This window comes from uncultured Pluralibacter sp. (genome assembly GCF_913775985.1).
Lineage (GTDB): Bacteria > Pseudomonadota > Gammaproteobacteria > Enterobacterales > Enterobacteriaceae > Pluralibacter.
The window spans coordinates 67,014-85,757 of record NZ_CAJYMB010000014.1 but is presented as its reverse complement, the minus strand read 5'-3'; the positions used below and the strand labels follow the sequence as shown (position 1 = coordinate 85,757).

Below are 18,744 nucleotides of genomic sequence, written 5' to 3'. Positions count from 1 at the left end.
ATAGACAATCTAACCATAAAACGACGGGGTAACCCGCGTCAATAAACCTTGCTCGCCCGCGCCGGTTTGCGCATCAATACGCGATTTCTTCATCAGCTTATCGTTTTAACAGCGTAACGATGTGGCAAAAAATTTCATCGATCTCCTACACTATTAAAAGAGTCGGTCGGCCGATTAGTGTGACCGCACTCGCACTCTTTCACAGATCATCTGTTGAGTTTCGGGGAGCGGTAGTCCCGGAGGGAGTCTCCGTGGGCGGGTCGCCGGGGGGTAATAATGATAAGCACTGTCGCGCTGTTTTGGGCTCTGTGTTTTGTGTGTGCGGTAAATATGGCGCGCTATTTCTCTTCTCTGCGCGCCCTGCTGGTGGTGCTGCGCGGCTGCGATCCGCTTCTTTATCAGTATGTTGACGGCGGCGGATTCTTTACTTCTCACGGCCAGCCGGGAAAACAGGTGCGCCTGGTCTGGTACATCTGGGCGCAGCGCTATCGCGATCATCATGACGACGAGTTTATTCGCCGCTGCGAGCGGGTGCGCGGCCAGTTTATCTTAACCAGCGCGCTGTGTGGGCTGGTGCTGGTGAGCATGATTGCACTGATAATCTGGCATTAGCCGAGTAAACATAAAAAAACGGGTCCGCTTGCGCAGACCCGTTTTTTATTGCGTCCGGATAACCGGATTAGATGAGCTTCAGGCTCAGCCAGTAAAGCACGCCGGACAAAATAATCGCTGCGGGAAGGGTCAGCACCCAGGCCATCAGGATATTGGTCACGGTTTTGCGCTGCAGGCCGCCGCCGTCCACGATCATGGTCCCCGCCACGGAGGAGGAGAGCACGTGGGTGGTAGAAACCGGCATCCCGGTATAGCTCGCCAGACCGATAGACAGGGCAGTGGTCATCTGCGCGGAAACACCCTGCGCGTAGGTCATGCCCTTCTTACCAATCTTTTCACCAATGGTGGTAGCCACACGCTTCCAGCCAATCATCGTACCGACGCCCAGCGCAAACGCGACGGCCATGATTATCCAGATAGGCGCATACTCAATGGTGCTCAACATATCGCTTTTCAGCTTCTTCAGCAGGCGCTGATCGTCGCTGTTTACTTCCGGCAGCTTCACGGTTTTATCGATAGTGTCGGAGATGCAGAGCATGATGCGGCGCATCTGGCTGCGCTGCTCCATCGACAGGGAGTCGTAGGTATCGATATTGCCGAGAATACCCTTCACGAAGTGCAGCGCATTGATGGTATTCGACGGATGGCAGTGGAAATCAACCGGCTGGTCAGAAACCTCGTCCGGCGGTGGTATGAGCTGATTCACGCCGGTAGCTGTCTTCAGCAGGTTGCTGTTGTGCTCGTAGAAGATTTCGACGTTGTTGACTGCATCGCGGGTGCGGGTTATCTCATAGCCGGAGGCGTTCATATTAAGAACGAATCCCGCCGGAGCAACGCCGATAAGTACCAGCATCACCAGACCGATGCCTTTCTGCCCGTCGTTGGCGCCGTGGGAGAATGCCACGCCCGCCGCCGAGAGAATAAGTGCAATACGCGTCCAGAACGGCGGCTTTTTCTTACCGTCTTTCTTGGTACGCTGGGTTGGTGTCAGGTGGGTACGACGGCGTTTCTTCGTCCCGCTCCAGTAGCGGCGCAGCACGAAAATCAGGCCGCCTGCGACCACCAGGCCGACAATCGGTGAGACGATCAGCGAAGCAAAAATCCCGGCAACTTTCGGCAGGTTCAGCGCATCCACCACTGAGGTATCGGTCATCAGCGCGTGCGTTAAGCCGATGCCGATGATGGCACCGATTAGCGTGTGCGAGCTAGAGGCCGGCAGGCCAAAATACCAGGTGCCGAGGTTCCAGATAATCGCCGCCAGCAGCATGGAAAAGACCATCGCCAGACCGTGCGCGGAACTCATATTGAGCAGCAGATCCGTTGGCAGCATATGCACAATGGCATAGGCAACGCTCAGACCGCCCAGCAGGACGCCAAAGAAGTTGAATACGGCGGCCATCAGCACAGCCAGCTGCGAACGCATCGCGCGGGTGTAGATAACCGTTGCTACTGCGTTTGCCGTATCGTGGAAGCCGTTGATCGCTTCGTAAAACAGAACAAAGACCAGAGCAAGCAAAAGTAAAAGCCCGGTATGTAAATCCAGGCCGGCAAATAAATGTAGCATAGGACGTTACGCCATTTTGAGGACATGAACGCGGCGCATTATCGTGGACAAACGCGGCGCGGGCAAAGAGAAATATAGACTTTTATTGATTAGGGTAAGGAATTTTAACCATTCACTTGGGAATTATATTATATCTTTCAAGGATATGTTCTGTTCTCGCAAAATAGAGGCTGGTCGTAGCCCCGGGGAAAATTTACAATTCCCGACACTATAAACTGTGGGGTGAAGATGTGGAAAGGTTTGATGCCATCGTAGTCGGCGCGGGCGCGGCGGGAATGTTTTGTGCAGCGCAGGCGGGGCAGGCCGGGGCGAAGGTGCTGCTGTTGGACAACGGCAAAAAGCCGGGGCGCAAGATCCTGATGTCCGGCGGGGGCCGCTGCAACTTCACCAACCTGTACGTAGAGCCTGCGGCCTACCTCAGCGAGAATCCGCATTTCTGCAAATCGGCGCTGGCGCGCTACACCCAGTGGGACTTTATCGCGCTGGTAGACAAATACCGCATCGCCTGGCACGAAAAGACCCTCGGCCAGCTCTTCTGCGATGACTCGGCGGAGCAAATCGTCGCGCTGCTGGTGGACGAGTGCGCAAAGGGTGGCGTCGTGACGCGCCTGCGCACTGAAATTATCAGCGTTGAGCGCAATGATGAAGGCTATGTCCTGCAGCTTAATGGCGAAACTGTCGCAGCGAAAAAGCTGGTGATTGCCAGCGGCGGCCTGTCTATGCCGGGCCTGGGCGCGTCGCCTTTTGGTTATAAAGTGGCGGAGCAGTTTGGCCTGAAGGTGCTGCCTACCCGCGCCGGGCTGGTGCCGTTTACCCTGCACAAGCCGCTGCTGGAGCAGCTGCAGGCGCTGTCCGGCGTCTCGGTGCCCGCGGTGATCGCTGCCGATGACGGTACGGTGTTTCGCGAAAACCTGCTGTTTACCCACCGCGGCCTCTCCGGGCCGGCGGTGCTGCAAATTTCCAGCTACTGGCAGCCGGGGGAGTTCGTCAGCATTAACCTGCTGCCGGAGTGCGACCTGGCGGCGTTCCTCGACGAGCAGCGCGCGGCGCATCCTAATCAGAGCCTGAAAAACACGCTGGCGATGCAGCTGCCGAAGCGGCTGGTGGAGTGCCTGCAGCTGCTCGGGCAGATCCCGGACGTGCAGCTTAAGCAGCTGAACGCGAAAGATCAGCAGCAGCTGGTCGCAACCCTTACCGAATGGCGGGTCCAGCCTAACGGTACGGAAGGCTACCGCACGGCGGAAGTCACGCTCGGCGGCGTTGATACTCGCGAGCTGTCGTCCCGCACCATGGAAGCGCGCAGTGTTCCCGGCCTCTTCTTTATTGGTGAAGTGATGGACGTTACCGGCTGGCTCGGGGGCTACAACTTCCAGTGGGCGTGGTCGTCGGCTTGGGCGTGTGCTCAGGCGCTGGCTGAGGCCCCGACGCCTTAAACAGCGCCAGCAGCCGCTCAACCGCCTCGTCCGGCGGCGCGGGGCTGCGCCGTACCACCAGATGCAGCGGCGTGGCGCGGCGGACGCCGTGGCGCAGCGGCAGAATTTTCAGCTCGCCGCGTTCCAGCAGGGCGGCAACCCGCTCCTCCGGCAGCCAGCCGTAGCCAACCTGTGCCGCCACCGCCTCTACGGCGGCATCGAGGGTTGAGAAGGCCCAGGCATCCTGGCCCGACAGCGTTTCCCGATCGCCGGTGGCAATGCGGATCAGCGGCCACTGGCGCAGGCTTTCCTCTTCTACCGGCGCGGGCAGCTGCAGCAGCGGATGATCCCGGTGGGCGACGGCGACAAAATCTACGTTCACCAGCCACTCTCCGCGCCCGCTGGCCTGCTGGCGTTTTGTCAGTACCATCACATCGGCTTCTGCCAGCACCGGTGCATCATCCTCAATACTCTCCAGCACCTCAGAAAGCCGCACCTGCGTCTGGGGATACTGCTGCTGGAAATCACGCAGGATGGCGAACAGGCGGGCGCGGGGGAAGATGCTGTCCACCACCACGTCGAGCTGCACCCGGGCGCCGTCGCGTAGCGTAGCCGCCCGGGTTTCGAGCCGGGAGAAGGCCTGCAGCAGAGGTTTGACCTGCGCCAGCAGCAGTTCACCCTCCGCAGTCAGCACCGCCCGCCGTCCTTCCGGGCGCAGCAGCGTTATGTCCAGCCGTTCCTGCAGCAGCGACAGGTTATAGCTTACCGATGACTGGCTGCGGTGCGCCTCTTCGGCGGCCCGCGCGAAGCTGCCCAGCGCCACTACTCTTTCGAGCAGGGCCCACTGTTCCAGGGTTGTTTTATGCATGACTGTTCGATTTTTTGAATGTATATCATCCAAAAATAGCGTTATTCATTCAATTTTTGAAGCGGTAATCTGTGCTCATCGACACAACCGGAGAAGAATGATGAGTACATTTGATAAACACAATCTGAGTGGCGTGGTGGGCAAACACCTGGTTTACACCTACGACAACGGCTGGAACTACGAGCTGTATATTAAGAATGAAAATACCGTGGACTACCGCATCCACAGCGGCATGGTGGGAAACCGCTGGGTCAAAAATCAGCAGGCGTTTATCGTCCGTATTGCCGATGCAGTCTATAAAATCTCCTGGACTGAGCCGACCGGCACTGACGTTAGCCTGGTGGTTAATTTCACCGACCGCCTGTTTCATGGCACGATCTTTTTCCCTCGCTGGGTAATGAATACCCCGGAAAAAACAGTCTGCTTCCAGAACGATCACATTCCGCTGATGGAGTCCTATCGCGATGCCGGCCCGGCTTATCCGACCGAAGTTATTGACGAATTTGCCACCATCACCTTTGTACGCGACTGCGGTGCAAACAATGAAACCGTGATTGATCGCCCGGCCAGCGAACTGCCGCATGATTTCCCCGCCGGACTGTAATCGTCAATGGCGCGGCGCTAGTCCGCTGCCACCATAAAACGCTCCACCTCTTTTCTCTCCAGCAGCGGCGTAATCACGCTTACGCCGATCTGCTGAAAGTGCGCCGTTTGCCGGTGCTTCTCCAGCCCATTTTCCGTGCTGTACCTTTCCAGAATCACAAAGTGCTGCGGCTCTTCGGGCGACTGAAAAAATTCATAGGAGAGATTCTCCTCTTCGGTACGGGAGGCTTTTGCCAGCGCGCCCAGCGCCCGGATGACGTCGTCAACGGCGTCGGGTTTAACGTAATAGTGGGCAATAACCTGCAGCACGTTTGCCATTGTTGTTCTCCGGCGGAGGTGGATAAAGATGTCAGGGGATGATCCATTCAATCCCGTCAGGCGCGGGGCTAAACGGGCTCGACGTACAGGTCGCGATGCTCAGGCCTTCGTGCTGTAAGTCGCTGACGTGGCGATGCAGCGGTGCGGTGCTGTCGACGCTGACAATTTGCCAGACGCTGCCGCCGCTGTGCTTCACCATCGCTTCTTTGCGCGTCCAGATGCGCCAGAAGGCGCGGAGCCTGTTGGCCGGAGCTTCCTGCTCGAGCAGGGCATGTTCAGCCGAGGTAAATACCGCGTTGGCCAGCTGCTGCCAGCTTGCGTGCGGGCGCAGCGCTTCGATATCGCAGCCCACCGGTCCTTCATCGCTCAGCAGCAGGACAATGCTGCCCGCGCTGTGGCTGAGGTTAAACCACAGCCCGTGTGTGGCGTCAAATTCCGGTTTACCCTGCTCGCCGTAACGGATCTCGGGCAGCGGCGACACGGCGCGGGACAGCATCGCCCGCCCGGCAAGCCACACGCTGCGGCGCGGGCCTTGGGGGGCGTTTCGTACGAGATCGGGCTCAAGGGCAAGCTGAGAAAGGGATGAGATGCGTCCCAGAAACAGGCGGTACATTGTGACTCCTGACGAACGATGTTCTATGGAAAATACATTAATCTTTTATCGCCGGGACTTTCCCACAATGTGCCGTCGATTGCTACTCCGTTTACGGCCCTTTGCTACCCCGGCAGCCGACTCTTAGGCCGCCCGGGCCCCAGCAGGATCGCCAGCTTGCTGCCGCCTTTGGTGGTCTCCATCCAGATTTTGCAGACGCTGGTGAGCGGCACCGAGAGCAGCATGCCGACGGGCCCTAGCAGCCAGCCCCAGACCAGCAGGGAGAGGAACACCACCAGCGTCGACATACCCAGCCGACTTCCCATCAGACGCGGCTCGACAATGTTGCCGAGCACCATATGGACCACCAGAAACAGCGCACCCACCATGACGCATTCAAATCCGCCGTTAAACAGCAGGGCCTGGATCATCGGCGGTATCGCCGAGATAACCGAGCCGATGTTGGGAACGTAGTTAAGCAGAAATGCCAGCACGCCCCACATCAGCGCAAACTGCACGCCGAGCAGCAGCAGCCCGAGCCAGACGATCAGTCCGGTGAGCAGGCTTATTAAGGTTTTCAGCGCTAGATAGTGGGATACGCCCTTCAGCGCCCGGTGCAGGCCGGCGATATGGATCTGAGGATTAACCAGAGCGAAGCGCAGCTTGTAGGGGATGTGGCGGGCTTCAAACAGCATAAACACCACGGTCATCACCAGCAGCACCACGCTGACCATCGCGCCGGAGAGCTGGGTCATTAATGCGGTAGCCCAGGTCATCATTCTGTCGCCGTCAATGCGCTGCAGCAGGCGCTCCGGCGAAAGGTGCATATGTAAAAACGGCACCATATTCTGCAGCTCCAGTACCTTGCGGGTCAGCTCCCGGTTAAAGGTCGGCAGCAGGGCGGAGAAGTCGCTCATTGACGCCGCCAGCACGCCGATGAGCGCGATCAGCACGCAGAGCATCACGAAGACCACAATGGCAATGGCCATTGGCCGCGAGACGCGGCGGCGAACGAACCAGGTAACCAGCGGATTGAGAACAATGGCGAAGAACAGCGCCAGCAGCAGCTGAACGATAATATCGGCAGCGGCGTGAATGCCGGCGAGTATAACCACCAGGCACGCCAGCTTTAAAAGTATATGCAGGCCCGCTTTATCCGGGGCAGGTGTTGTCATTAGGGAAGATCCTGAGAGGAAGTTATCCCTTAGTGTAGTGGGTGTTTATCAGATGACTATCAGAAAGTTAGACGATTTTTCCTGCCCGGCAGACGATTATGTTGCCGGGCAGGCGCTTTGTCAGGAGGCCAGGCTCAGCTTGCCGTTGTTGACGTTCTGCAGCAGCCACTGGGAGATGCGCGACTGCTGTTCAGCGTTGAGCCACATGCCCTCTTTAGTACGGCGCCAGATGGCGTCGTCCAGGCGGCGAACCCACTCGTGCTCGACCTGGTAGCGCAGTTCGGCTTCGTAAAACTCGTGGCCGAAGTTCTCGCCCAGATCCGCAAGCGATTTAGCATCACCGAGCAGGCGCTCGCTGTTGCTGCCGTAGGTGCGCGCGTAGTGGCGGGCCAGGCTTTCGCTGATAAACGGATACTGACGACGCAGTTTAGCCGCATAATCTTCGCGGCTGCCGCCGATCTCGCCGCCGGGCAGCACGGCGTCTTTGGTCCAGGCCGGGCCGATATTGCTGTAGTAGGACGCCAGTTTTTCCATCGCGTGCTCGGCCAGCTTGCGGTAGGTGGTCAGCTTGCCGCCGAATACCGACAGCAGCGGCGCGTTGCCGTTTTCATCATGCACGTCCAGCGTGTAGTCGCGGGTGATTGCCTGCGGAGAGTCGGACTCGTCGTCGCACAGCGGACGCACGCCGGAATAGGTCCAGACGATGTCGTCGCGCTTGAGCTGCTTTTTAAAGTGCTCGTTATAGACGTTCAGCAGGTAGTTGATTTCCCCTTCGTCAATTTCGACATTCTTCGGATCGCCTTTGTACTCCTGGTCGGTGGTGCCGATGATGGAGAACTCGTCCATCCACGGGATCACAAACACGATGCGCTTATCTTCGTTCTGCAGAATGTAGGCCTGCTTCTGGGTGTGCACCCGCGGCACCACAATGTGGCTGCCCTTAATCAGGCGAATGCCGTACGGCGACGGCAGATGCATGCCTTCATCAAAGAAGTGTTTTACCCACGGGCCGGTGGCGTTGACCAGACCGCGCGCCTGCCAGGTGTATTTTTTCCCGGTATCGATATCTTCCGCTTCCACGATCCACAGGCCGTTTTCCCGGCGGGCAGAGGTGGCGCGGGTGCGGGTCAGCACCTCGCCGCCTTTTTTCACCACCATCTGGGCGTTGGCGAGCACCATGCGTGCATCGTCCACCCAGCAGTCGGAGTATTCAAAACCGCGGGTGATTTCAGGTTTGAGCACGGAGTCCTGGCCGAAGCGCAGGCCGGTGGAGGAGGGCAGGCTGGTGCGCTTGCCGAGGTGATCGTACATAAACAGCCCGATGCGGATCATCCACGCGGGGCGCAGGTGCGGGCGGTGCGGCAGGCGAAAGCGCATCGGGAAGGCGATGTGCGGCGCCATTTTCAGCAGCACTTCACGTTCGGCCAGCGCCTCGCCGACCAGGCGGAATTCATAATGTTCGAGATAGCGCAGGCCGCCGTGGATCAGCTTGGAGCTGGCGCTGGACGTGGCGCACGCCAGATCCTGCGCTTCCAGCATCAGAACGGATAACCCGCGTCCGGCGGCATCTGCCGCGATACCGGCACCGTTGATGCCACCGCCTATCACAATCAGATCTTTGGTTTCCATTTACTGTCCTCTGCGCTTTCGTTTTAGCTCAAAAATGTTCGTTATCGCTCAATATAGCAAAAAAACGAGCACCTGGTAACATCAAAAAAACATTTCGGAGTGATGCACGTAACAAATTCGCGTTTACCTGCCGCCAGGCAGTACACTTGTCGGTAAAATGCCCTGCGCTTTCTCCGGTCGGGGCGGTCACTCTTCGCGCTGGCGAATTAATCTTTCAGGAAAGAGATCACCATGGATCAGTTTGAATGTATCAATGTAGAAGAAGCCCACCAGAAACTGCACCAGGGCCTGGCGGTGATGGTCGATATTCGCGATCCGCAAAGCTACGCCCTCGGGCACGTTGAGGGCGCGTTTCACCTGACTAACGATACCCTGGGCGCGTTTATGCGCGAAAATGATGTTGAACAGCCGGTGATGGTGATGTGCTATCACGGCAACAGCAGCAAAGGCGCAGCGCAGTATCTGCTCACTCAGGGATTTGACCAGGTTTACAGCGTAGACGGCGGCTTTGACGCCTGGCACCGCCATTTTCCGGCGGAAGTGGCGCACGGTAGCTAAGACGGTATACTGTCCCCTTTTGTGTGGAATAAGCGACAACCCCGTATGTTGATGATTACCTCTTTTGCCAATCCGCGCGTGGCCCAGGCGTTTGTCGATTATATGGCTACGCAGGGTGTTGTCCTGACCATCCAGCAGCCGCACCCGGCGCAAACCGACGTCTGGCTGGCCAATGAAAGCCAGGCCGACTATGTGCAGGATGAGCTGGACCTGTTCCTGGAAAACCCTGCCGATCCGCGCTATATGGCCGCGAGCTGGCAGTCGGGCGGCACCCACAGCGGCCTGCACTACCAGCGCTATCCCTTTCTCGCCACCCTTAAAAGCAACGCTGGTCCGCTGACCTGGGCGGTGACCATCGCCTGTATCGCGGTGTTTATTCTGATGAATATCGTGGGTGAGCAGGCGGTGATGATCTGGCTGGCGTGGCCGTATGATTCAGAACTGCAGTTTGAAGGCTGGCGCTACTTTACCCACGCGCTGATGCACTTTTCGCTGATGCATATCCTGTTTAATCTGCTGTGGTGGTGGTATCTCGGCGGCATGGTAGAAAAGCGCCTCGGCAGCGGGAAGCTGCTGGTTATCACCGTGATCAGCGCCCTGCTCAGTGGATTCATTCAGCACAAGTTTGCCGGGCCGTGGTTTGGCGGGCTCTCCGGCGTGGTGTATGCCCTGATGGGTTATGCCTGGCTGCGCGGCGAGCGCGATCCCCAGAGCGGCATCTTCCTGCAGCGCGGGCTGATTATCTTTTCGCTCATCTGGCTCATTGCCGGGCTGTTTAATATTTTTGGCCTCTCCATGGCCAACGGCGCGCACTTTGCCGGGCTGCTGGTAGGGCTGGCGATGGCCTTTACCGACACGCTAAATGTGCGAAAGCGAACATAAAATTCAGGGATCCTTGATGAAACAAACGCAGCGTCATGACGCAATAATCGACCTGGTTAAAAAGCAGGGCTACGTCAGTACGGAAGAGCTGGTGGAGCAATTTGCCGTCAGCCCGCAGACTATCCGCCGGGACCTGAACGACCTGGCCGATCAGAAGATGATCCTGCGCCACCACGGCGGCGCGGCGCTGCCGTCCAGCTCGGTGAATACCTCATGGCAGGATCGTAAAGCCAATCAGGCGACAGAGAAAGAGCGCATTGCCCGCAAGGTGGCCAGCCAGATCCCCAACGGCTCGGCGCTGTTTATTGATATAGGCACCACGCCGGAAGCGGTCGCCCACGCGCTGCTCAATCATGAAGATCTGCGCGTGGTGACCAACAATCTCAACGTGGCCAACACGCTAATGGCGAAAGAGGATTTTCGCGTGATCCTCGCCGGCGGCGAGCTGCGCAGCCGCGACGGCGGTATTATCGGCGAAGCCACGATGGACTTTATCTCTCAGTTCCGCCTCGACTACGGCATTTTAGGCATCAGCGGCATCGACAACGACGGCTCGCTGCTGGAGTTTGACTACCACGAAGTGCGCACCAAGCGGGCGATCATTGAAAACTCGCGCCACGTGATCCTGGTGGTGGACCACACCAAGTTCGGACGTAACGCGATGGTCAACATGGGCAGCATCAGCATGGTGGATGCGGTGTATACCGACGCGATGCCGCCGGCGGGCGTGATGCAGGTGATTACCGAGAATAAGATCCAGCTCGAGCTGTGCTAGCAGCCGGGTTATACCCCGTATCCCATCATTTTTAACAGCTGCTGGGCGTGCTGAACCGCATCCTGGCGGTGCGCCACGCCGAGCTTCTGATACAGATTGCGAATGTGGGTTTTGATCGTCGTGGCCGCCACGTCCAGCTCGCCGGCAATCTGATCGTTGCTGTAACCTGAGTAAATCAGCCCCAGCACCTGCCACTCGCGCTGGGTCAGGGGGCTGGTGCGGATAAGCTCCGGCACCTGCGGATGGTTGAGCAGCCGCTCGACAAAATTCTCATCAAAGTGGGCAAACTTGTGCCGGTGGTGCTGGTTTATCTTGCGCAGTATCCGCAGGGCGCGCTGCTGCTCCAGCTCCGGCAGGGTGTTCAGCTGCAGCAGCTGGCGCAGCTGCTGGGCCATTGATTCCCCTTCAATCACAAAATGGCTGACGAACCCGGTGCGGTTCGCCAGGGTCAACGCTTCCATCAGCGTGCGCTGGGCGTCGCCACGGCGGTCCGCCTGCCAGTACAGCTGATTGAGCAGCAGCAGGTTGCGGTTGAGATCGCTCATCAGGCGCAGGGCGCTGGCGTTCTCGTTCAGCTCCTCCAGCACCATTTCCGCAGCGTCAAACTCGCCGAGCAGGATCTGCGCCCGGGCGATGTTGCGCCACTGGGTCTGCAAAAAGTGATTATTGGCAAAGGCAGGCTTCGGCGTCTGGCGCAGCCAGTTTGCCGCCGACTTCACGTCGCCGGTCATCTGCCAGTAAATCACCCGCACTTTGTCGGCGTTGGACACCCAGTCGCTGTGGTACTGGCCGTTGCCGAGCAGATTCTCTAGGCGATTGAGGTGGTTGCGGGCGTTGTCCAGATTACCCCGCGCCAGCGAGGTTTGCACCAGCAGGGCCAGGCACTGCAGCTGCTGCTGCGGCTGATAGGTGGCGAGCACCGACATGCCGTGGCGGGCGCTGTGCTCTGCCTCATCGAGTCTCGACCACGCCCACAGCAGCTGGGCGCGAATACGCAGCAGGAACTCGTGCATCGGCAGCTGCTCCAGATGCTGCTCGCGGATCAGCTGAAAACCTTTTTCCTGGGACTCCCACGCGGCCTGTAAAAAGCCCTGGGCAAACAGGATTTCGCTTTGCTGAATCAGGCTCCACAGCGCGTAGTGCCAGACTTCGTGCCGGCGCGCCATCTGCTCAGTTTGCTGCATTACTGCCAGCGACTTGCTCAGGGTGCCGCGGCAGTGCAGCACTTCGCCGTGGACGGAGGTGGCCACGATGCGGCTGTAGTAGCTCGCCAGCGGCAGCTCGGCAAGGGCCACCATCGCCAGCCGGTCCGCCTCTTCCTGGTTACCGTCGTTGATGGCAACCTGAGCACGCAGGGCGTTGAAATCGGCGTGCAGCGCCGGCTCCAGCTCGCCCTGAATCTCCTCTTCGGCGCGGGCGAGCAGGGTATTCACTTCGCTGTAGCGGTGCTGGCTCTGCATCAGCCACGCCTGCAGCAGGATCAGCCGCGGGTTTTCCAGCAGGCTCTGCCAGGGCAGGGCGGCCAGGGACGCCTCCAGCAGCGACAGCTCGCTATGGTGGAACAGCCCCCAGGCGTGATTAAGCAGAATATCCCGCAGCATGGCGGCATCGCCTGCCGCCAGCGCGTGGTGGATGGCCTCGCTGGGATAGCCCTGCGCCATCCAGCTCTCCGCCGCGGCGCGGTGAATATCGGGCAGCTCGGCGGCCAGTTCCCACTGGCAGCGCTGGCGCAGGAAATTGCCAAACAGCGGGTGGTAGCAGAACCACTCGCCGGAATTGTCCATCCGCTGGATAAACAGCCCCTGGCGCTCCACCTCTTCCAGCCGCATCTGGCCGTTCTCTTCCCCGGTGACCCGGACGATCAGCGCGTCATTCATCGAGCGTAGCAGGGCGCTTTTGAGCAGGAAATTGCGGGTGGGTGCATCGACGTTATCCAGCACTTCGTCCACCAGATAGTCCGACAAGTGGCTGGCGTTAATGCCTGAAAGGCGGCGGGCGGACTGATGCACGGCGCCGCTGTTCTGGCGCGCGGAGAGGGCAATCAGCTGCAGCGCCGTGGCCCACCCGGCAACGTCGTCGCATACCCGGCGGCTCTCTTCATCTTCAATGGGGGAGGCGAGGCGGCAGTCGAAGAACTGCTTCACCTCCAGAGGGTTGAACGCCAGCTGCTGGCTGCCGATCTCCAGCAGCTGATCCCGTACCCGCAAGTTGGCGATACCGAGCTGGGGCAGGTTGCGCGACAGCACCACCAGGGTCATGTTTTCCGGCTGGTGGCGCAGGAAAAAGCGCATCGCGTCGTGGATGACCGGGTTGACGATCAGGTGATAGTCGTCAATCACCAGATAAAGCGCGCTCTGCCACGTGTTGAGCTCGATAAACAGCTGGGCAAACAGCGAGGTCAGGCTGGCGTACTGGCGCTTTTGCACCATATTTTCGCTGGCGATGCAGTGGCCGCCGGTGGCCTGCTGAATAGCGGCGACCAGATAGCTGGCAAACCGCTCCTGCTGGTTATCGCTATCGTCCAGTGAGAACCAGCCTAAATCCTTTTTGTCCGCCGCCCACTGTGAAATAAGCGTGGTTTTCCCGTAACCGGCCGGGCTGGTGATCAGCGCCAGGCGATAGTTGTTGGCGCCGGAAAGCTTCGCCAGCAGCCTATCGCGGATCACCGTGTGATCCAGGCGCACCGGGCGACTTAATTTTGACGGAATCAACATAGGTATATCACTTCACTGTGAGAGTAAAAGCCTGTCTGAAACCAAACTGGCTGCGCCAACAACGATTGGGAAAGAGGCTTGAGGTTTATTTTGGGCTTCGTAATTAATGGCTCATAAATTCGGATATCTACTGAGGTATTGCAAGTTATGTCCGAGTTTGATGTCCGTGAATTTGCGCTCTGTCACAAATATTAACGAATCGTAAACAAAATCATGAAACCGGTGCCAGCCCCCGCAGCAGCTGAGGTTTTTGCGGCTGGAAACCTGGCTATAGCGAGCCGATAAAGGGCAGTAAGTGCCCGCAGAGGAGTGCGAATTTTGCTTCTTTCTGTTGCAAAATTGCGCAGGATTATCCGGAGCAGCTAACGTTATAGTGGCGAAGATCACACTTTACGCTCATCCCTGCTGCTCCTCCCCGGCTAATCCCGGACGGGAGGAGGACGGCATGGGATTAGCCCGGCACACTAGCGCCAGTGTTTTAGCTAACAGGATTGAGGCTTATGTCACAGACGACTTTCAAGAAAGAACAGTTCCAGGCTGCGCTGACCCGTCAGTGGCAGCATTTTGGTTTACGCGAAGCCAGTGAGATGACGCCGCGCCAGTGGTGGCAGGCGGTGAGCGGCGCGCTGGCAGAGATGCTGGCGGCGCAGCCGGCGGCGAAATCCGCGAAAGGACAGCGCCACGTTAACTACATTTCGATGGAATTTTTGATTGGCCGCCTGACCGGCAACAACCTGCTGAACCTCGGCTGGTATCAGGACGTCAGCGCCGCGCTGGAAGAGCACGACGTCAACCTGACCGATCTGCTGGAGGCGGAAACCGACCCGGCGCTGGGCAACGGCGGACTCGGGCGCCTGGCCGCCTGCTTTCTTGACTCAATGGCTACCGTTGGCCAGTCGGCGACCGGTTACGGCCTGAACTACCAGTACGGCCTGTTCCGCCAGTCTTTTGAAGACGGGCAGCAGATGGAAGCGCCGGATAACTGGCATCGCGGCAGCTACCCGTGGTTTCGCCATAATGAAGCGCTGGACGTGCAGGTGGGCGTTGGCGGCAAAGTGGTGAAAGGACGCTGGGAGCCGGCGTTTACCTTTACCGGCCAGGCCTGGGATCTGCCGGTGCTTGGCTACCGCAACGGCGTGGCCCAGCCGCTGCGCCTGTGGCAGGCGACCCACGCGCATCCGTTCGATCTCACCAAATTCAACGACGGCGACTTCCTGCGCGCCGAACAGCAGGGCATTGATGCTGAAAAGCTGACCAAAGTGCTCTACCCCAACGACAACCACCTGGCCGGGAAAAAGCTGCGCCTGATGCAGCAGTACTTCCAGTGCGCCTGCTCGGTGGCCGACATTCTGCGCCGCCACCACCTGGCCGGCCGCAAGATCCACGAGCTGGCGAAGTACGAAGTGATCCAGCTTAACGATACCCACCCGACCATTGCCATTCCGGAGCTGCTGCGGGTGCTTATTGACGAGCACCAGATGAGCTGGGACGACGCCTGGGCTATCACCAGCAACACCTTCGCCTACACCAACCACACCCTGATGCCTGAAGCGCTGGAGTGCTGGGACGAGAAGCTGGTGAAGACGCTGCTGCCGCGCCATATGCAGATCATTACCGAGATCAATACCCGATTCCACGCGCTGGTGGAGAAAACCTGGCCCGGCGACGAGGCGGTCTGGGCGAAGCTGGCGGTGGTACACAACAAGCAGGTGCGCATGGCAAACATGTGCGTGGTCAGCGGTTTTGCCGTCAACGGCGTGGCGGCCCTGCATTCGGATCTGGTAGTGAAAGATCTGTTCCCGGAATATCACCAGCTGTGGCCGAACAAGTTCCACAACGTCACTAACGGCATTACCCCGCGCCGCTGGATCAAACAGTGCAACCCGGCGCTTGCCGCGCTGCTGGATAAGAGCCTGAAGAAAGAGTGGGCCAACGATCTGGATCAGCTGATCGGTCTGGAAAAGTTCGCCGACGACGCGAAATTTCGCAAGACATACCGCGATATCAAACGGGCGAACAAGCAGCGCCTGGCGGCGTTCGTGAAGCAGCGCACCGGTATTGAGATCAATCCCGAGGCTATCTTCGACATTCAGATCAAGCGCCTGCACGAGTACAAGCGCCAGCACCTGAACCTGCTGCACATTCTGGCGCTGTATAAAGAGATCCGCGAAAACCCGAAAGCAGACCGCGTGCCGCGCGTATTTCTTTTCGGTGCCAAAGCCGCGCCGGGCTACTACCTGGCGAAAAATATTATCTTCGCCATTAACAAAGTGGCCGAGGTCATCAACAGCGATCCGGCAGTGGGCGACAAGCTGAAAGTGGTATTCCTGCCGGACTACTGCGTCTCGGCGGCGGAAGTGATGATCCCGGCGGCCGATGTGTCCGAGCAGATCTCCACCGCGGGTAAAGAGGCGTCCGGCACCGGCAACATGAAGCTGGCGCTCAACGGCGCGCTCACCGTCGGTACTCTCGACGGCGCGAACGTTGAAATCGCCGAGCAGGTGGGTGAAGAGAACATCTTTATCTTCGGCCACACGGTGGAGGAGGTGAAAGACCTCAAGGCCAAAGGCTACGATCCGCTCAAGTGGCGGAAAAAAGATAAGCTGCTGGACGCGGTGCTTAAAGAGCTTGAGAGCGGCAAATACAGCGGTGGCGATAAGCACGCATTCGATCAGATGCTGCACAGCATCGGCAAGCAAGGCGGCGATCCGTACCTGGTGCTGGCGGACTTTGCCGCCTATGTCGAGGCGCAAAAGCTGGTAGATGCGCTGTACCGCGACCAGGAGGCCTGGACCCGCGCGGCGATCCTGAATACCGCCCGCTGCGGAATGTTCAGCTCCGACCGCTCAATTCGCGACTATCAGGCCCGCATCTGGCAGGCAAAACGCTAAAGGAGCGCTATGGAGAGCAAACGTCTTGATAAAGAGGCGCAGGCGGCGGGCATCAGCCCAAAGTTCATCAACGCGCACGGCAAGCCGCAGTCGATTGACGCGGACACCAAGCGCCGCCTGCTGGAGGCGATGCACAGCCTCCCCAATACCGGAGCGCCGGTGCCCGGCGTGAAAGTCTTTACCCACGGTAAAGCCATGACCCTGCCTGTTGAAGGCCGTGGGGAATACCGCTGGCTGCTGACCACCGAAGAGGGCGATCGCCATGACGGCAGTGTCGCCGGCGGAAGCGCCCTGACGCTGCCGAAGCGGCTGCCGGAAGGGTATCACTCGCTGACGCTGGTGCACGGCGACAAGCGCTGGCACTGCCGGATCATCGTGGCTCCGGTGCGCTGCTACGAGCCGCCGGCGCTGAAAGAAGGCGAAAAGCTGTGGGGCAGCTGCGTGCAGCTCTACACCTTGCGCTCGGAGAAGAACTGGGGCATCGGCGACTTTGGTGATTTAAAAGCGATGCTGCCGGAGATTGCCCGGCGGGGCGGATCGTTTATTGGCCTCAATCCGATTCACGCGCTCTATCCCGCCAATCCCGAGAGCGCCAGCCCGTACAGCCCGTCCTCCCGGCGCTGGCTGAACGTGCTCTACATCGACGTGAACAGCGTTGAGGACTTTCGCCTCAGCGAGGAGGCGCAGGCCTGGTGGCAGCTGCCGGATACCCAACAGCTGCTGACGGCAGCCCGGCAGGCCGAATGGGTGGACTACACCAGCGTCACCACCCTGAAAATGGCCGCGCTGCGTCTGGCGTGGAAAACCTTCTCTGCCCGCGACGACGAGCAGATGGCGGAATTTCGTGCTTTCGTGAAGCAGGAGGGCGACAGCCTCTACTGGCAGGCCGCGTTTGACGCCCTGCACGCGTATCAGGTGAAAGAGGATGCGCAGCGCTGGGGCTGGCCCGCCTGGCCTGAAGCGTATCGGGATACCGAAAGCAAAGAGGTGCTGCGCTTTTGCCAGCAGCACGCCGATGACGTGGATTTCTTCCTCTGGCTGCAGTGGCTGGCGCACAGCCAGTTTGCCGCCTGCTGGCAGGTGAGCCAGCAGCACCAGATGCCGATTGGCCTGTATCGCGATCTGGCGGTAGGGGTTGCCGAGGGCGGAGCGGAAACCTGGCGCAACCGCGATCTGTACTGCCTCAAGGCCTCCGTCGGCGCGCCGCCGGATATTCTCGGCCCGCTGGGTCAGAACTGGGGCCTGCCGCCGATGGATCCGCACGTCATGGCCGACCGCGCCTACGAGCCGTTTATCGATCTGCTGCGCGGCAACATGCAAGACTGCGGGGCGCTGCGCATCGATCACGTCATGTCGGTGCTGCGCCTGTGGTGGATCCCCTACGGTGAAACTGCCGATCGCGGCGCCTACGTTCACTATCCCGTTGACGATCTGCTGTCGATCCTGGCGCTGGAGAGCAAGCGTCACCGCTGTATGGTGATCGGCGAAGATCTCGGTACGGTGCCGGAGGAGATCGTCGGCAAGCTGCGCAAAAGTGGGGTTTACTCTTACAAGGTGCTCTATTTCGAAAACGAGCCGAAAAAGGGGTTCCGCAAGCCCTCCGCGTGGCTTGAGCAGGCGATGGCGGTGGCGACCACCCACGATCTGCCGACCCTGCGCGGCTGGTGGGACAGCGGCGATCTGTCGCTGGGTAAAACTCTCGGCCTCTATCCTGACGAAGAGGTACTGCGCGGGCTGTATCAGGAGCGCGAGCGGGCGAAGCAGGCGCTGCTGGATGCGCTGCACGCGGCGGGCTGCCTGCCGAAGCGCGCAGGGCATAACGCCTCGCTGATGGGAATGACGGCCGCGCTCAACCGCGGGATGCAGCGCTATATCGCCGACAGCCGCAGCGCGCTGCTGGGCCTGCAGCCGGAAGACTGGCTGGATATGGCCTCGCCGGTGAATGTGCCGGGCACCAGCAACCAGTACAAGAACTGGCGGCGCAAGCTCTCCACCAGCCTCGAGGCGATGTTTGCCGACGCCTCGGTGAATAAGCTCATCAAGGATCTGGACAAGCGGCGCCGGGCGGTGAATAACGCGAAATAAGCGTACTGCTTTTCTCTGCCTCACAAAGTAAAGAACCCGCCGTCGGCGGGTTCTTTTTTACTGCAA

The 18,744-nt window shown here is 59.3% G+C and carries 14 protein-coding genes and 1 pseudogene; 8 read left to right on the top strand and 7 right to left on the bottom strand.

Annotation, left to right across the window (positions count from 1 at the left end; all coding sequences use genetic code 11):
- The first annotated feature begins 276 nt into the window (after positions 1 to 276).
- Positions 277 to 612, top strand: coding sequence for a universal stress protein UspB (uspB, locus tag QZ766_RS02375; RefSeq protein WP_297196851.1), 336 nt, complete (start codon positions 277 to 279; stop codon positions 610 to 612).
- A 67-nt stretch (positions 613 to 679) separates the two neighbouring features.
- Here the strand turns inward: uspB and pitA are convergent, their stop codons facing one another.
- Positions 680 to 2,176 carry an inorganic phosphate transporter PitA gene (gene pitA / locus QZ766_RS02370; RefSeq protein ID WP_297196849.1) on the bottom strand — a complete coding sequence of 499 codons (1,497 nt, stop codon included), beginning with the start codon at positions 2,174 to 2,176 and terminating at the stop codon, positions 680 to 682.
- A 230-nt stretch (positions 2,177 to 2,406) separates the two neighbouring features.
- Here pitA and QZ766_RS02365 point away from each other — a divergent pair, with 230 nt between their 5' ends.
- Positions 2,407 to 3,609, top strand: a complete 1,203-nt coding sequence (locus tag QZ766_RS02365) for an NAD(P)/FAD-dependent oxidoreductase (RefSeq protein ID WP_297196847.1) — start codon at positions 2,407 to 2,409, stop codon at positions 3,607 to 3,609.
- Here the strand turns inward: QZ766_RS02365 and QZ766_RS02360 are convergent.
- Positions 3,605 to 4,456, bottom strand: a pseudogene (locus QZ766_RS02360) (LysR family transcriptional regulator); the annotation flags it as partial. The gene QZ766_RS02365 and the pseudogene QZ766_RS02360 overlap by 5 nt on opposite strands.
- A 97-nt stretch (positions 4,457 to 4,553) precedes the next feature.
- Between QZ766_RS02360 and QZ766_RS02355 the strand changes: the two are divergent.
- Positions 4,554 to 5,060, top strand: a complete 507-nt coding sequence (locus QZ766_RS02355; RefSeq protein ID WP_297196845.1) for a phenolic acid decarboxylase — start codon at positions 4,554 to 4,556, stop codon at positions 5,058 to 5,060.
- A gap of 17 nt (positions 5,061 to 5,077) precedes the next feature.
- Here the strand turns inward: QZ766_RS02355 and QZ766_RS02350 are convergent, their stop codons facing one another.
- From QZ766_RS02350 to glpD, 4 genes are all read right to left on the bottom strand, one after another.
- Positions 5,078 to 5,377 (bottom strand): putative quinol monooxygenase, encoded by a 300-nt coding sequence (locus QZ766_RS02350; protein WP_297196844.1) that lies wholly within the window; start codon positions 5,375 to 5,377, stop codon positions 5,078 to 5,080.
- Positions 5,378 to 5,408: 31 nt separating this feature from the next.
- Positions 5,409 to 5,990 (bottom strand): 4'-phosphopantetheinyl transferase AcpT, encoded by a 582-nt coding sequence (acpT, locus tag QZ766_RS02345; protein ID WP_297196842.1) that lies wholly within the window; start codon positions 5,988 to 5,990, stop codon positions 5,409 to 5,411.
- A gap of 104 nt (positions 5,991 to 6,094) precedes the next feature.
- Positions 6,095 to 7,144 carry an AI-2E family transporter gene (locus tag QZ766_RS02340; protein WP_297196840.1) on the bottom strand — a complete coding sequence of 350 codons (1,050 nt, stop codon included), beginning with the start codon at positions 7,142 to 7,144 and terminating at the stop codon, positions 6,095 to 6,097.
- Between the two features lie 120 nt (positions 7,145 to 7,264).
- Entirely contained in the window at positions 7,265 to 8,773 is a 1,509-nt protein-coding gene (gene glpD, locus QZ766_RS02335) for a glycerol-3-phosphate dehydrogenase (RefSeq protein WP_297196838.1), read from the bottom strand.
- 231 nt (positions 8,774 to 9,004) lie between these two features.
- Here glpD and glpE point away from each other — a divergent pair, with 231 nt between their 5' ends.
- Genes glpE through QZ766_RS02320 form a run of 3 tightly spaced genes read left to right on the top strand, consistent with a single transcriptional unit; the run spans position 9,005 to position 10,988 of the window.
- Positions 9,005 to 9,331 (top strand): thiosulfate sulfurtransferase GlpE, encoded by a 327-nt coding sequence (gene glpE / locus QZ766_RS02330; RefSeq protein WP_297196836.1) that lies wholly within the window; start codon positions 9,005 to 9,007, stop codon positions 9,329 to 9,331.
- A gap of 45 nt (positions 9,332 to 9,376) precedes the next feature.
- The gene (glpG, locus tag QZ766_RS02325; RefSeq protein ID WP_297196835.1) at positions 9,377 to 10,213 is read left to right on the top strand and encodes a rhomboid family intramembrane serine protease GlpG; all 837 of its coding nucleotides are present in this window, start codon (positions 9,377 to 9,379) and stop codon (positions 10,211 to 10,213) included.
- A 16-nt stretch (positions 10,214 to 10,229) separates the two neighbouring features.
- Positions 10,230 to 10,988 carry a DeoR/GlpR family transcriptional regulator gene (locus tag QZ766_RS02320; protein ID WP_297196833.1) on the top strand — a complete coding sequence of 253 codons (759 nt, stop codon included), beginning with the start codon at positions 10,230 to 10,232 and terminating at the stop codon, positions 10,986 to 10,988.
- Positions 10,989 to 10,996: 8 nt separating this feature from the next.
- Here the strand turns inward: QZ766_RS02320 and malT are convergent, their stop codons facing one another.
- Complete coding sequence (gene malT / locus QZ766_RS02315) at positions 10,997 to 13,702, bottom strand: HTH-type transcriptional regulator MalT (RefSeq protein WP_297196831.1); 2,706 nt, start codon at positions 13,700 to 13,702, stop codon at positions 10,997 to 10,999.
- Between the two features lie 500 nt (positions 13,703 to 14,202).
- On the opposite strand from malT, the gene malP reads away from it, so the two are divergent.
- Positions 14,203 to 16,593 carry a maltodextrin phosphorylase gene (malP, locus tag QZ766_RS02310; protein WP_297196829.1) on the top strand — a complete coding sequence of 797 codons (2,391 nt, stop codon included), beginning with the start codon at positions 14,203 to 14,205 and terminating at the stop codon, positions 16,591 to 16,593.
- Positions 16,594 to 16,602: 9 nt separating this feature from the next.
- A complete protein-coding gene (malQ, locus tag QZ766_RS02305) occupies positions 16,603 to 18,678 on the top strand; it encodes a 4-alpha-glucanotransferase (protein ID WP_297196827.1) in 2,076 nt (691 codons plus the stop codon).
- Positions 18,679 to 18,744 lie beyond the last annotated feature (66 nt).

Coding starts and splice junctions, on each gene's coding strand:
- malT (WP_297196831.1), bottom strand. CDS start 13,702: ATGTTGATTCCGTCAAAATTAAGTCGCCCGGTGCGCCTGGATCACACG.
- QZ766_RS02350 (WP_297196844.1), bottom strand. CDS start 5,377: ATGGCAAACGTGCTGCAGGTTATTGCCCACTATTACGTTAAACCCGAC.
- malQ (WP_297196827.1), top strand. CDS start 16,603: ATGGAGAGCAAACGTCTTGATAAAGAGGCGCAGGCGGCGGGCATCAGC.
- malP (WP_297196829.1), top strand. CDS start 14,203: ATGTCACAGACGACTTTCAAGAAAGAACAGTTCCAGGCTGCGCTGACC.
- QZ766_RS02340 (WP_297196840.1), bottom strand. CDS start 7,144: ATGACAACACCTGCCCCGGATAAAGCGGGCCTGCATATACTTTTAAAG.
- glpD (WP_297196838.1), bottom strand. CDS start 8,773: ATGGAAACCAAAGATCTGATTGTGATAGGCGGTGGCATCAACGGTGCC.
- acpT (WP_297196842.1), bottom strand. CDS start 5,990: ATGTACCGCCTGTTTCTGGGACGCATCTCATCCCTTTCTCAGCTTGCC.
- pitA (WP_297196849.1), bottom strand. CDS start 2,176: ATGCTACATTTATTTGCCGGCCTGGATTTACATACCGGGCTTTTACTT.
- glpE (WP_297196836.1), top strand. CDS start 9,005: ATGGATCAGTTTGAATGTATCAATGTAGAAGAAGCCCACCAGAAACTG.
- QZ766_RS02355 (WP_297196845.1), top strand. CDS start 4,554: ATGATGAGTACATTTGATAAACACAATCTGAGTGGCGTGGTGGGCAAA.
- uspB (WP_297196851.1), top strand. CDS start 277: ATGATAAGCACTGTCGCGCTGTTTTGGGCTCTGTGTTTTGTGTGTGCG.
- glpG (WP_297196835.1), top strand. CDS start 9,377: ATGTTGATGATTACCTCTTTTGCCAATCCGCGCGTGGCCCAGGCGTTT.
- QZ766_RS02320 (WP_297196833.1), top strand. CDS start 10,230: ATGAAACAAACGCAGCGTCATGACGCAATAATCGACCTGGTTAAAAAG.